Below are 14,233 nucleotides of genomic sequence, written 5' to 3' on the forward strand. Positions count from 1 at the left end.
CGCCATGGAAGGCATCGTCGACACGGTCGTACTGATCGTGATCGCCGTCACGGGGGCCGCGCTGGCCCGGCGGCTGGGGTTCGTCGCGCCCCTGGTTCTGCTGGTCGCGGGGCTCGGGCTGTCCTTCGTGCCCGGTTTGCCGGAGATTCACGTGGAGCCGGAGCTCGTGCTGGTCGGCATCCTTCCCCCGCTGCTCTACGTGGCCGCGCTGCAGACCTCGATCCCCGCCTTCCGCCGGGCGCTGCGGCCGATCATGCTGCTCGCCGTCGGGCTGGTGATCTTCACCGCGCTGATCACCGGTTACCTGCTGCACCTGCTGCTGCCGGACGTGCCGCTGGCCGCCTGTGTCGCGCTCGGCGCCGTGGTGGCACCGCCGGACGCCGTGTCGGCGACCGCGATCGCCCGCCGGATCGGCCTGCCCCGCCGGATCGTCACCCTGCTCGAGGGCGAGAGCCTGCTCAACGACGCGACGGCGCTGGTCATGGTGCGGATCGCCGGTGGCGCGCTGACCGGCACGGCGGTCGGATTCTGGGACATCGGCCGGGACGTCGTCCAGATCGCCGGCGGTGGCCTGGCGCTCGGGTTCGCGGCGGCGGTGCTGGCGGCGTGGTTGCACAAGAAGATCAAGGACCCGCTGCTGGACGACGCCGTGTCCTTGCTCACTCCGTTCGTCGTGGTGGTCATCGCCGAGGAGTTGCACACGTCCAGCGTGGTGGCGGTCGTGGTGACCGGCCTCTACCTCGGCCATCGCATCCCCTACCTGCTGTCGCCGACGTCCCGGCTGCAGATGGAGGCGGTCTGGCGGCTGATCACGTTCCTGCTCGAGGGCGCGGTCTTCCTGATGGTCGGTCTGCAACTCCGTGAGCTGGTCGGCGACCTGGAGACCAGCCTGGTCACCACGGTCCAGGCGACCCTGCTGGTGTTCGGGTCGATCGTGGTGCTGCGGTTCGTCTGGATGTACCCGGCGACGTACCTGGCCAGGCTGATCCCGCGGGTCCGCAGCCGGGAGGAGCGTCCGTCGCCGGCCGGGCCCACCGTGGTGGCCTGGGCCGGGATGCGCGGCGTCGTCACGCTCGCGGCGGTGCTGACGCTGCCGTCGGTGGAGGAGGTGCCCGGGGGCTACCCACGTGACCTGTTCGTCTTCGTGGCCTTCGCGATCATCGTGCTCACCCTGCTGATCCAGGGCACCACGCTGCCGTTCCTGGCAAACCGTCTGGGCGTACGCGAGGACACCAGCACCGCTGACGCGCTGGCGGAGGCGGCCGTGCAGAACCGGGCCAGCCGGGCGGCCCTGGAGGCGTTGGAGGAGAATGTCGACGGCGCGCCCGTCTCCGTGGTCGAGCGGCTGCGGGCGATCGCCGAGAACCGGAACAATGGCGCGTGGGAACGGTTGGGCAGTCAGGAGCAGGAAACGCCGTCCGCGGCGTACAGCAGGCTCCGGCGCGAGATGATCATCGCGGAGCGGCACGTCTTCAAGATCGCCCGGAACGAGGGGCGCATCCCGGAAGAGGTGCTGACCCGCGCTCAGCGCGATCTGGACCTGGAAGAGTCCCAGCTGAACCGGAGTGACGATTGATCTGCCAGCACCTCAAGGACGCCGCGGACCCGGCGCCTCAGACCCCGTTCGAGCAGGGCTGCCCGCAGTGCGTCGAGGGCGGCTTCACCGACTGGGTGCACCTGCGGCTCTGCCTGAACTGCGGTCTGGTGGCGTGCTGTGACTCGTCGCCGCGCCGCCACATGAGCAAGCACTGGGAGCAAGAGGGCCACCCCGTGATGCGCAGTTTCGAGCCCGGCGAGTCCTGGCGCTGGTGTTTCGAGGACGACGTTATCGGATAGCTGTCCCTCGTCCCGGTCGGAGAACGGACCGCAGCGCGGGTTTGTCGTACGCCTGGGTGAGAATGTCTGTGGCAAGGCGAGTCGGCACACAAGGAGCGCGCACATGCAGGTTTGGCCTGGTCACCGGTACCCCTTAGGTGCCACGTACGACGGGACCGGCACGAACTTCGCGATCTTCTCCGAGGTGGCAGAGGCAGTCGAGCTCTGCCTCTTCGACCCCTCGGGCAACGAGCGCAAGGTCCAGCTGCACGAGCAGGACGCTTTCGTCTGGCACGCCTACCTGCCGGGGGTCGAGCCCGGCCAGCGGTACGGCTATCGCGTCTACGGGCCCTACGACCCGCACCGCGGGTTGCGCTGCAATCCGCACAAGCTGCTGCTCGACCCGTACGCGAGGGCGGTCGACTCGGACATCGACTGGCATCCGTCGCTGTACGCGTACGACTTCGACAACCCGGACGAGATGTCGGATCTCGACTCGGCGCCGCACATGGCCAAGGGCGTGGTGGTCAACCCGTACTTCGACTGGGGCAACGACCGCCGGCCGGACATCCCGTACCACCACTCGGTGATCTACGAGACGCACGTCAAGGGCTTGACCGAGCGCCACCCGGACGTCCCCAGGGACTTGCGCGGGACGTACGCGGCCATCGGCCACCCGGCGATCATCGAGCATCTGAAGAGCCTGGGCGTGACCGCGGTCGAGCTCATGCCGGTGCACCAGTTCGTGCACGACAACCGGCTGGTCGATCTGGGCCTGCGCAACTACTGGGGCTACAACACGCTGGGCTTCTTCGCGCCTTACCACGGCTATTCCGCGATGGGCGCGCTCGGCCAGCAGACCCAGGAGTTCCGGGGCATGGTCAAGGCGCTGCACGCGGCCGGGATGGAGGTGATCCTGGACGTCGTCTACAACCACACGGCGGAGGGCAACCACCTCGGCCCGACGATGAGCCTCAAGGGCATCGACAACCGTACCTACTACCGCCTCGTGGACGATCAGCCGCTGTTCTACATGGACTACACGGGTACGGGTAACAGCCTGAACGTCCGCAGCCCGCAGAGCCTCCAGCTGATCATGGACTCGCTGCGGTACTGGGTGACCGAGATGCACGTGGACGGCTTCCGGTTCGACCTGGCCTCCACGCTGGCCCGTGAGTTCTACGACGTCGACCGGCTGTCCACGTTCTTCGAGGTGGTCCAGCAGGACCCGGTGGTCGGCCAGGTCAAGCTGATCGCCGAGCCGTGGGATGTCGGCCCGGGCGGTTACCAGGTGGGCAACTTCCCGCCGAACTGGACGGAGTGGAACGGCAAGTACCGCGACACGGTCCGCGACTTCTGGCGCGGCGAGCCGGCCACGCTGGCCGAGTTCGCGTCGCGCATCACCGGGTCCGCCGACCTCTACCAGGACGACGGCCGCAAGCCCTTCCACTCGATCAACTTCGTCACCGCCCACGACGGCTTCACGCTCAACGACCTGGTCTCGTACAACGACAAGCACAACGAGGCCAACGGCGAGGAGAACCGGGACGGCGAGAGCCACAACCGGTCGTGGAACTCCGGCGTCGAGGGCCCGACCGACGACCCGCAGGTGCTCGCGCTGCGTGCCCGGCAGCGCCGCAACTTCCTGGCGACGCTGCTGCTCAGCCAGGGCGTGCCGATGATCTCGCACGGCGACGAGCTGGGCCGCACCCAGGGCGGCAACAACAACGCGTACTGCCAGGACTCGGAGATCGCCTGGATCGACTGGGAGAACGCGGACGAGCAGCTGCTCGAGTTCTCCCGCCGGTTGACCGCGTTCCGGCACCGCCACCAGGTGTTCCAGCGCCGCCGGTTCTTCACCGGGCTGCCGGTGACCGCGCGCGGCGGCGGCGATCCGCTGCCCGACCTGGCCTGGTTCACCCCGGACGGCCGGCAGATGACCGGCGACGACTGGGGTAACGATTTCGGCCGGGCGGTCGCCCTGTTCGTCAACGGCGAGGGCATCCGCGAGCGCGGGCAGTACGGGCAGCGTCACGTGGACAGCTCGTTCCTGCTGTGCTTCAACGCACATGATGCCCCGATCGAGTTCGCCACGCCCCCGGCTGAATATGGCGAGAAGTGGGAAAGGGTTATCGAGACGGCCGAGCCGTCGCCGGACCGGCCTGCCGTGGTCGAGGCCGGCGGCACCATCCTCGTGCCGGACCGCTCGCTCATCGTTTTGGACAGGACGGTTTGATGACCCCTACCGGCACCTATCGCGTCCAGGTACGTCCCGATTTCCCGTTGAAGAGCACCGCCGAACTCGCCGATTACCTGGCCGACCTGGGTGTCAGTCATCTGTACACCGCGCCGCTGCTGACCGCGGCGCCCGGCTCGGAGCACGGCTACGACGTTGTCGATCACGCAAGGGTCAACCCGGCGATCGGCGGCGAGGAGGGCCGCCTCGCGCTGAACAAGGCGCTGGAGGCGGCCGGGCTGGGCCTGGTCGTCGACATCGTGCCGAACCACGCCGGGGTGGCCGTGCCCGCCGCCAACCCGTCCTGGTGGGACGTCCTCAAGAACGGCACGGATTCCGCGTACGCGAGCTGGTACGACATCGACTTCGATCGCGGGCGCATCCTGATCCCGGTGCTGGCCGACGACCCGGCGGCGCTCGACGAGTTGCGCGTCGAGGACGGGGAGCTGCGCTACTACGACAAGCGCTACCCGATCGCCGACGGGACCGGCGAGGGCACGCCGCGTGAGGTGCACGACCGGCAGCACTACGAGCTGGTCAACTGGACGCGCGGCGACACCGACCTGACCTACCGGCGGTTCTTCGCGATCACCGACCTGGCCGGCCTGCGCGTCGAGGACCCGGCGGTCTTCGAGGCCACCCACGCCGAGGTGCTGCGCTGGGTCACGGAGGGCTCGGTGCAGGGCATCCGGGTCGACCACCCGGACGGGCTGCGCGACCCCGGGCAGTACTTCGAGCGGCTGCGCGACGCGGCGCCGGAGGCCTGGCTGGTGGTGGAGAAGATCCTGGAGCCGGGGGAGAGCCTGCCCGCCTGGCCGATCGCCGGCACCACCGGGTACGACGTGATGGCCGAGGTCTGCGGCGTCTTCGTCGACGGTTCCACGGAGGCGTTCTTCGACACCCTCGACCATCACCTGACCGGCGGCGACCGGACCTGGCAGGACCTGGTCCACGAGACCAAACTGCACGTGGCGACGACGATGCTCGCCGCCGAGCTCGGGCGGATGGCCAGGCTCGTACCCGAGATCGAGAGCGCGCCTCGCGCCCTGGCCGAGCTGGCCGCCTGTTTCCCGGTCTACCGCTCCTACCTCCCGGACGGCTCCCGGCACCTGGCCAGGGCCCGCTCCGAGGCGGGTCGGCGACGGCCCGCCCTCATTCCCGACCTGGACGCGCTGACCGGCCGGCTGCGCAACCCGGACGACGAGCTGGCCATCCGGTTCCAGCAGTTCACCGGCGCGGTCATGGCCAAGGGCGTGGAGGACACCGCGTTCTACCGCTGGACCAGGTTCACCGCGCGCAACGAGGTGGGCAACGACCCGGCCAAGTTCGGTGTCTCCACCGACGAGTTCCACGAGTGCGCCGGCGAGCGCGGCCGCACCTGGCCCGAGGCGATGACCAGCCTGTCCACCCACGACACCAAGCGCAGCGAGGACGTCCGGGCCAGGCTCGCGGTGCTCGCCGAGCTGCCCGGCGACTGGACCGAGCTGGTGCGCCGCTGGGTGCGGATCAACCCTCTGCCCGACCCGTCGCTGGCCCATCTGGTCTGGCAGGCCGCGGTGGGTGCGTGGCCGATCTCACGGGAGAGACTTCACGCGTACGCGGTGAAGGCCGCGCGCGAGGCCGCAGCCTCGACCACGTGGACCCGCCCCGACGAGGGTTTCGAGACGGCGTTGCGCGCGATGGTCGACCGGATCTACGACGACCCCGCGCTGCACGACGAGGTGGCCCGGTTCGCCGCCACGATCACGGCGCCGGGCTGGTCCAACTCGCTGGGCCAGAAACTCGTGCAGCTGACCATGCCCGGGGTGCCCGACGTCTACCAGGGCTCCGAGCTGTGGGACCTGTCGCTGGTCGACCCGGACAACCGCCGCCCGGTGGACTTCGCCGCGCGGCGCGAGCTGCTGGCCCGGCTGGACGACGGGTGGCTGCCGCCGGTGGACGAGACCGGCGCGGCCAAGCTGCTGGTCACCAGCCGTGCACTGCGGCTGCGGCGGCGCCGGCCGGAACTGTTCGACGGCTACCGCCCGGTCTTCGCGGAGGGCCGGCTCGGCGAGCACGTGCTGGCCTTCGACCGGGGCGGCGCGGTGACCGTGGCCACCCGGCTGCCGGTCGGATTGTCACGCCACGGCGGGTGGCAGGACACCACCTTGTCACTGCGGGGCAACACCTGGACGGAAGTATTGACGAACACGGTGTACGGCGGTGACCGCCTGGCCGTGGCCGACCTTCTCGACACGTACCCGGTGGCATTGCTGGTGAAGGAATCATGACCGTCTTCGAAGTGTGGGCGCCCGAGAAGGACGCCGTCCAGGTGCTGGTCGCGGGCAGTCGCCGGCCGATGGAGCGGGACGACGACGGCTGGTGGCGCCTCGACGTGCCCGAGGCCGGGCCGGGCACCGACTACGCGTACGTATTGCCGGATGACGACACGCCGCTACCCGACCCGCGGTCGCTGTGGCAGCCTGAGGGCGTGCACGGACCCAGCCGGGTTTACGACCATTCGTCCTTCGACTGGTCGGACGGCGCCTGGACCGGCCGCCAGCTGCCGGGTTCCGTCCTGTACGAGATGCACGTCGGTACCTTCACCCCCGAGGGCACCTTCGACGCCGCCATCGAGCGTCTGGACCACCTCGTCGACCTCGGCGTCGACCTGGTCGAGCTGCTGCCGGTCAACTCGTTCAACGGCGAGTACAACTGGGGCTACGACGGCGTCTGCTGGTTCGCGCCGCACGAGGCGTACGGCGGCCCGGACGCTCTGAAGCGCTTCGTCGACGCCGCCCACGGCAAAGGCCTCGGCGTGCTGCTCGACGTCGTCTACAACCACTTCGGCCCGAGCGGGGCGTACGCGCCGAGGTTCGCGCCCTACCTGCACACCGCCGCCAGCAACCCGTGGGGCGCCGCGGTCAACCTGGACGGGCCGCTCTCCGACGGCGTCCGGCGGTACATCGTCGACAGTATGATCGGCTGGCTTCGCGACTACCACGTGGACGGTCTGCGCCTCGACGCCGTGCACGCGTTCGTCGACGAGACCGCGATCCACCTGCTCGAGGACATGGCGATCGAGGTGGAGGGCCTCTCCACCCACCTGGGCCGGCCGCTGTCGCTGATCGCCGAGTCCGACCTGAACGACCCGACCCTGATCACCCCGCGCGAGGCGGGCGGCTTCGGCCTGACCGCCCAGTGGGACGACGACGTGCATCACGTGCTGCACGCGCTGCTGACTGGCGAGCGGCAGGGCTACTACGGCGACTTCGGCTCGCTGGAAAGCCTGGAGGCCGTGCTGACCGGGGCGTTCTTCCACGCCGGGACGTGGTCCAGCTTCCGCCGCCGCCGCCACGGCCGCACGGTCGACCGGCAGACGACCGCCGGGCACCGCTTCGTCGCGTACCTGCAGAACCACGACCAGATCGGCAACCGGGCGGTGGGTGACCGGATCTCCGCGACCCTGTCGCCGGGCCTGCTGAAATGCGGGGCGACGCTGCTGTTCACGTCGCCGTTCACGCCGATGCTGTTCATGGGTGAGGAGTGGGCGGCCAGCAACCCGTGGCAGTTCTTCACCAGTCACCCCGAGCCCGAGCTCGCCGCCGCGGTGCGGAACGGGCGGCGCAGCGAGTTCGCCACCCACGGCTGGGACGCGACGGACGTGCCCGACCCGCAGGACCCGGCGACCTTCGCCCGCTCCAAGCTGGACTGGTCCGAGCTCGGCAAGCCCGGCCACGAGGAGATCCTCGATCTCTACAAGCGGCTGATCGCGCTGCGGCGCGCCTACGCCGACCTGTCCGACCCGCGCCTGGACCGGGTCGAGGTCCAGCACGGCGACCAGTACGTGGTGATGCGCCGCGGGCGTTGCGCGGTGGCGGTCAACCTGGCGCCGGTCGCGCAGACCCTGCACCTGCCGGCCGTGCCGTCCAAGGTGCTCGTCGCCACCGAGCCCGGGGTGGTGCTCCAGCGCGACCGGGTCGAGCTGCCTGCCGAGTCCGCCGTGGTGGTCTACGGCCGCTGACGGACTGAGCCGGGGTTCGGGTCGCCCGGCCGGGTGACGCGGCCGCGCGGGTGCGGCGGCCCGGGTGCCGCCGTGGCGTGTCGAGCCGGGGTGGGTCGAGCCGGGGTGGGTCGAGCCGGGACCTGGCCCGGCCAGGCGCACCCGGCGATGCTCGGCGCCGGGGTGACGCCGCGGGTGGGTGGAGCCGGGACCTGGGTCGGCCAGGCGCATGCCGCGATGATCGGCGCCGGGGTGACGCCGCGGGTGGGTGGAGCCGGGACCGGGGTCGGTCAGGCGCACGCGGCGATGATCGGCGCCGGGGTGACGCCGGGACGTGTCGTGCCGGGCGGGGTTGCCGCGGGCGCTGATGGGCTGAGCGGACGGTGACCCGGGGTGGGATGCCGGGATGTCGCACCCATGCGCCACGATGGCTCCATGTCGTCATCGCGCAGGCACTTGCCGTCGTGGCTCGGGGGGCACAGCCACGGCCACAAGCGGACGCGGAAGAAGAAGCGGGACTGGACTCCCGACTGCGGCTTCTGCGACTGCGACCTGCCCTGCTGCGACTTCGGCCTGCTCTCCACCTCGCTGCTGCTGGCCGCCCGGACGCCGATGTCCGAGCGGGCCGCCACCACGGCCATCCGGGGCTACCGGCGCTTCCTCTCGCCGCGGGTGCCGGTGCGGTGCCGCTTCGAGCCGTCCTGTTCCGCGTACGCGCTGGAGGCGGTGAACCGGCACGGAACGCGCGCCGGGCTCCGCCTCGCCGCCGCCCGGCTGCGTCGCTGCCGCCCGGGTGTGCCGTACGGAACGCATGATCCTGTCCCACACGACCGCTGAGGAGGCGTGCTTTGGGTGACCCGAGCCGCCGGATCTGGCCGCCCCGACTCCGGGGCGATCAGCACGTCGAGACCACTGACGATCTGCTCGCCGACCCCTTCCCGACGGAACCGCCGACGTTGGCGGAGCCGGAGTCCGTCGCTGCGCCGCCGCCGCGGCTCACGCTGGCCGCGGTGCGTCTCGCCGCGCTTGGCCTGGCCCTGGTGCTGACCATCGGGATCACCATGGCCCGGCTGTTCGTCGGCGGGCCGCCGTCGATCGAGGAGCTGCGGGCGACGGCGGGGGTGGACGGCTGGTCGACGCTCGTGATCGGGGTCAAGGATGATCAGCCGGGCACGGCGTTCCGGGACCCGGCCACGGGCATCTGGTCCGGGTTCGACATCGACGTCGCCTACATGGTCGCCGAGGATCTGGGGTTCCGCCGCAGCGAGGTGCGCTTCTACGGGCTGGAGAGTGAGGACCGGGCCCGGATGCAGGCGACCGATCTGCGCGGCGAGCGGGTGCCGGTGCAGATGGTCATCGCCAGCTACAGCATCACGCCCGACCGGGAGGCACGGGACGAGGTTACTTTCTCCCAGTCCTACCTCTACACCGAGCAGTCGGTGCTCACCCTGGCAGGTCACTCGAAGGTGTCCGCGCTGGAGGACTTCCGCGGTAAGAAGGTCTGCTCACTGTCCACTGCGACCAGTGTCAGCGCCCCGGAGAAGGCCGGCGCGGCCGTGCACCAGCGCAACCGGATCAGCGAGTGCGTGGAGGAGCTGCGGGAGGGCAAGGTCGAGGCCGTCTCCACCGACGCGGCGATCCTGGCCGGGTACAAGGCGAAGTACCCGAAGGAGTTCGCGCACTGGGACCTCGGCCTGGACACCACCGAACGCTGGGGCGTCAACGTCGGGCAGAACCAGGCGTTGAAGACGCTGGTCGATCTCACCTTCTACCGGTCGCTCAAGGATCCGAGCGACAACCGCTGGGAGGACGCCTTCCAGCGTAACTTCCTGTCCGAGGCCCCGGCCAACAATCGGCCGGTGAACGCGGTGAACACGCCGATCGCGCAGGGCCAGCAGCCCGACGTGGTGAAACCGGACGTGCGTGAGCAGCCGTGGGAGCGGGACATCCCATGACCGACATCTACGTCAAGGACGGCGGGATCGCGCCCCGGCGCCGGCGGGCGCAACTCAACTGGCTGCTCACCGCGCTGCCCGCGTTCCCGCTGGTCCTGCTCGTGCTGCGGGTCTGGTACCTGAGCCGGCAGGACCTGCCGACCATGCTGCTGCTGGTGCAGTACATCAGCCCGCTCGGCATGATCAGCGCGCTCGGCATCACGCTGATCTGGGCGGTGCCCGCGGTCATCCTGGTGCTCCGGGTGCTCGGCGGGATCCTGCTGGTCAGCGCGCCCGCCGAGGCCGGCCGGTCGCTGCTCGCGGTGACCGCGCTGCGGATGCCGGACTGGGTGGTGCTGCTCGCCGCCGGGCTGGCCGGGCTCACCTGGCAGCTTCGGCTGCTGCCGGTGCTGTTCATGCTCGTCGTCGCGATCATGGGGCTGACCGCGGTGCAGCGGTTCCAGGCCGACCGGTGGCTGATCCCCTGGGTGACGCTGGGCGTACCCGTCCTGGTCGGAATCCTGGTCCTGATCTTCATGGCGCCGGGCATCCGGGACGCCGTGGCCGTCGGGGAGTACGACACCGCGTTGCTGCTCGGCGTACCCCCGCTGTTGGGTCCTCTCCTCACCGGGCCCGTGCCCGACCGTGCCGCGCGTTTCGCCACCCATTGGCCCGCCGTGGTCGCGGCCCTGGTCGCACCGCTCGTCGTCGGGCTGCTCTTCCTCCGGGCGCCGGTCCTGCCGAACAGCGCGGTGGAGATCGGGCCTGCCGGCGGGCCGGTCACCGACGTGGTCCGCGGGCAGCTGATCGCGGTCGACGACACCTCGACCACCGTGCTGGACCGGGGCGGGCAGGTCACCTTCCTGCCCAACGACCGGGTCCGGTCCAAGACGTTGTGCCCCGAGCCGGTGCACGGGCCGGACAGCGTCGTGGTGGTCCGCGGCTGGGCCGCCGAGGCCTCCGCACTCACCTGGGTGGCACCCACCAGACGTGTCACCGAGATCGATCAGCGGTGCCTGGGCAGGCCGCTTTCGCCCAGCTGACAACGTTTTCCTGGGCGGCATCTGCGGCGCGCCGCCCACCGGCTAGAGACACGGTGGACATGACCTGGCAAGCTCTCGCCATGACCTTGCACTTGCGGTGGGCCGCCGTAACCGACCAAGGCCGCGTTCGGAGCAACAACCAGGACGCGTTCTACGCCGGTGAACGCCTCCTCGTGGTTGCCGACGGCATGGGTGGGATGGCCGCCGGAGACGTGGCCAGCCGCCTCGCGGTGGACGCCATGGTTTCGCTCGATGTCGCGATCGACAACGAGGATCAGATGGACGCGCTGCACAAGGCGCTCGAGGTGGCCAACGGGCGGATCGCCGAGACGGTCGCCGGTGACGCCACCCTGCAGGGCATGGGCACCACGCTCACCGCGGTCATCTTCTCCGGCGACCGGGCGGCGCTCGCGCACGTCGGCGACTCCCGGGCGTACCTGCTGCGCGACGGACGGCTCAACCAGCTCACCAAGGACGACACGTACGTGCAGATGCTCGTCGACCAGGGCCTGATCCGGCCCGAGGAGGCGGCCGGGCACCCGCGGCGGGCGGTGGTCACCCAGGCGTTGCAGGGCGAGCCGGTCAGCCCCTCGTACGTGATCGTGGAACCGCAGCCGGGCGACCGCTGGCTGCTCTGCAGCGACGGCCTCACCACCGTCGTGTCGCCGGAGCACATCGAGGCCGAGCTGCTCCGGGTGCCCGATCCGCAGGCCTGCTGCGAGCGGCTGCTGGATCTCGCGCTGGAGGGCGGCGGCCCGGACAACATCACCGTCATCGTCGGCGACCTGGTCAGCGAGTAAGGTCTGGCCTGATCCGAGGGCGGTCACCGGACGTCCGGTTGGTGGTGATGACGACGGCACGGCTAGGCACGGCGCGGCTGCTGCCGGCGACGCTGGCGCTGGTCGGCGTGCTCGTCGCGGCCGGTGAATACGTCGTGCCCGCCGGTGACGGCCGCCGGATCTACTACGTCGTCGCGCAGCTTCTCGCCGGCGCCGGCGCCGCGGTGGTCTGCCTGCGCATGGCCGGGCGGCGCGAGCACACCGGGCGGCGCTGGCGACTGCTGGTCGGCGCCGGGCTGGCCGGCTGGAGCGTGATGCGGCTGTGGTGGCTGATCCGCGGCTTCGACGGCCCCGCCTCCCTGGGCCCCGGTGACGCCGGCTTCCTGGTGCTGCCCGCGCTGATCTTCACCTCCCTGCTGATCGGCGCCGCCGCCCTGCCCCGGCCGGTGCCCCTGCCCGGGCGGCGTGACCTGGTCATCCTGGTGATCGACAGTGTGCTGATCGCCGGGTCGCTGATCGCGCTGGTCTGGTCACTGGTGCCCGGCCGGGTGTTCGAGCAGGCCGGGCGCACGCCGCCGGTGCTGGCCGTCGCGTACCCGATCGCCGATCTGGTCCTGGCCGTGATGGCCGTGCTGCTGCTGATGATGCGGCAGGGCGGCGGCGCGGTCCGGCGGCAGCTGCAGCTGACCTGCGCGGCGCTGGTCGCCTTCGGCGTCTCCGACGCGGTGCGCCTGCACGACCCCGGGGCCGACGGGCTCAACCCGGTCGCGGCGGCCGGTTACCTGCTCGGCCCGGCGCTGCTCGCGCTGGCCGCGCTCGCTCCCGGCGCGGTGCCCGGCGACCTGAAGCTGGCGCACCGGGAACGGGACTGGCTGCATCTGCTGCTGCCCTACGTCCCGGTGGTGGCGACCGGCGTGGTGATCGCGGTACGCACCGGCACCGGCGGCCGCCTGACGTCGTTCGAGGCGTACCTGGGATGGCTGGGTCTGGGTCTGGTGGTGGCCCGGCAGATGTTCACGATCGTGGACAACCTGGTGCTGCTGTCCCGGGTCACCGAGGGGCAGCGGCGGATGCGGCACCAGGCCTACCACGACCCGCTGACCGGGCTGGGCAACCGGGCGATCTTCCGGGAACGCCTGGACGCCGCGCTGGAGGACCGCCGCCTGCACGACCGGCCGGTGGCGTTGCTCTTCGCCGACCTGGACGACTTCAAGCTGATCAACGACAGCTTCGGGCATGCGATGGGCGACCGCCTGCTGCACGCGATCGGCGAACGGTTGCTCGCGGTCGTCCCCTCCGGCGACCTGGTGGCCCGGCTGGGCGGCGACGAGTTCGCGGTGCTGCTCGAGCACCGCGCGGCCGACGCCGAGCTGATCGGCGACCGGATGCTCGGCGCGCTGCGCGAACCGTTCCACATCGACGGGCACACCATCGGCGTCGGCGCCAGCATCGGCCTGGTCGTGCCCGAGCCGGGCGACCGGGACCTGACCGCCGACATCCTGTTGCGCCGGGCCGACGCCGCGATGTACGCGAGCAAGCGCCGCGGCAAGGGAACGGTGGCGAGGTACGCGGGCGGGGCGGACGGCGGCCCGCACGCCGACCTCCCGCACCAGCTGGCGCAGGCCCTGGCGGGCGATCCGGCGGCGGCCGGGTTCGAGGTGTACTACCAGCCGATCGTCCGCTTCGCCGACGGCGCGACCGTGGCCGTCGAGGCGCTGGCCCGATGGAACGACCCGGTGGCCGGCCTGGTCGACCCGGACGTCTTCGTCACCGTGGCCGAGCGCACCGGCCTGGTCGGGGCGATCGACGACTTCGTGCTCGACCGGGCGTGCGCGGACGCGGCGACGCTCGCCAACATCTACGGCCGCCCGATCGACGTGCACGTCAACGTGTCGGCCGCCCGGCTCGGCCAGCAGGGCCTGGAGTCGGCGGTGCTGGCCGCCCTGGAACGGCACGCCGTCCGGCCGTCCCGCCTCGTCGTGGAGATCACCGAGACCCGCCGGATTCCCGACCTGCCGCGGGCCATCGAGGTTCTCACCCGGCTCCGGACCGCGGGGGTACGCCTGGCGCTGGACGACTTCGGCAGCGGCTACAACGCGCTGGCGCAACTGCACTCGCTGCCCGTCGACATCGTCAAGCTGGACGCGACCCTGACCGACGTCGACGTCTCGCCGGACCGGGCGGAGGCGTTGTGCCGCTCGGTGCTGGCGATCTGCGAGTCGCTGGGTCTCATGGTGGTCGCCGAGGGGATCGAGACGGTGACCCGGGCGCACGCGATGGCGGATCTGGGATGCCCGCTCGGGCAGGGATACCTCTTCGGCCAGCCGGTGCCACCGCAGCGGCTGGGGGCGGCGGTCATCCCGGCTCAGGTGAACAGGGCCGCCCACGTCGCCCCGGCGCATCGGGCCGCGCGTCGATGACCGCCTAGCCTCCTAGGATGCGGT

General features: G+C 71.1%; 11 protein-coding genes. All 11 read left to right on the top strand.

Annotated features, from left to right (window positions below; translation table 11 throughout):
- The first annotated feature begins 4 nt into the window (after positions 1 to 4).
- Complete coding sequence (locus tag QSK31_RS15650) at positions 5 to 1,576, top strand: Na+/H+ antiporter (RefSeq protein ID WP_285684616.1); 1,572 nt, start codon at positions 5 to 7, stop codon at positions 1,574 to 1,576.
- Positions 1,573 to 1,836, top strand: a complete 264-nt coding sequence (locus QSK31_RS15655; RefSeq protein WP_285684617.1) for a UBP-type zinc finger domain-containing protein — start codon at positions 1,573 to 1,575, stop codon at positions 1,834 to 1,836. The genes QSK31_RS15650 and QSK31_RS15655 overlap by 4 nt, the downstream gene beginning before the upstream one ends.
- A 103-nt stretch (positions 1,837 to 1,939) precedes the next feature.
- Positions 1,940 to 4,051 carry a glycogen debranching protein GlgX gene (gene glgX / locus QSK31_RS15660; protein ID WP_285684618.1) on the top strand — a complete coding sequence of 704 codons (2,112 nt, stop codon included), beginning with the start codon at positions 1,940 to 1,942 and terminating at the stop codon, positions 4,049 to 4,051.
- A complete protein-coding gene (gene treY / locus QSK31_RS15665; protein ID WP_285684619.1) occupies positions 4,051 to 6,321 on the top strand; it encodes a malto-oligosyltrehalose synthase in 2,271 nt (756 codons plus the stop codon). Before glgX ends, treY begins: the two co-directional genes overlap by 1 nt.
- Positions 6,318 to 8,054 carry a malto-oligosyltrehalose trehalohydrolase gene (treZ, locus tag QSK31_RS15670; RefSeq protein ID WP_285684620.1) on the top strand — a complete coding sequence of 579 codons (1,737 nt, stop codon included), beginning with the start codon at positions 6,318 to 6,320 and terminating at the stop codon, positions 8,052 to 8,054. The genes treY and treZ overlap by 4 nt, the downstream gene beginning before the upstream one ends.
- Positions 8,055 to 8,159: 105 nt before the next feature.
- The gene (locus tag QSK31_RS15675) at positions 8,160 to 8,420 is read left to right on the top strand and encodes a hypothetical protein (protein WP_285684621.1); all 261 of its coding nucleotides are present in this window, start codon (positions 8,160 to 8,162) and stop codon (positions 8,418 to 8,420) included.
- Between the two features lie 225 nt (positions 8,421 to 8,645).
- Positions 8,646 to 8,870 (top strand): membrane protein insertion efficiency factor YidD, encoded by a 225-nt coding sequence (yidD, locus tag QSK31_RS48805; RefSeq protein ID WP_352244440.1) that lies wholly within the window; start codon positions 8,646 to 8,648, stop codon positions 8,868 to 8,870.
- Positions 8,871 to 8,881: 11 nt separating this feature from the next.
- A complete protein-coding gene (locus QSK31_RS15685) occupies positions 8,882 to 9,988 on the top strand; it encodes a transporter substrate-binding domain-containing protein (protein WP_285684623.1) in 1,107 nt (368 codons plus the stop codon).
- Complete coding sequence (locus QSK31_RS15690; protein ID WP_285684626.1) at positions 9,985 to 11,010, top strand: hypothetical protein; 1,026 nt, start codon at positions 9,985 to 9,987, stop codon at positions 11,008 to 11,010. Before QSK31_RS15685 ends, QSK31_RS15690 begins: the two co-directional genes overlap by 4 nt.
- An 80-nt stretch (positions 11,011 to 11,090) precedes the next feature.
- Positions 11,091 to 11,810, top strand: coding sequence for a PP2C family protein-serine/threonine phosphatase (locus QSK31_RS15695; protein ID WP_285684627.1), 720 nt, complete (start codon positions 11,091 to 11,093; stop codon positions 11,808 to 11,810).
- A gap of 47 nt (positions 11,811 to 11,857) precedes the next feature.
- On the top strand, positions 11,858 to 14,209 hold the full coding sequence (locus QSK31_RS15700) for a putative bifunctional diguanylate cyclase/phosphodiesterase (RefSeq protein WP_285684630.1): 2,352 nt from the start codon (positions 11,858 to 11,860) through the stop codon (positions 14,207 to 14,209).
- Positions 14,210 to 14,233 lie beyond the last annotated feature (24 nt).

Origin of the sequence: Actinoplanes sp. NBRC 103695, assembly GCF_030269485.1 — a bacterium.
GTDB lineage: Bacteria > Actinomycetota > Actinomycetes > Mycobacteriales > Micromonosporaceae > Actinoplanes.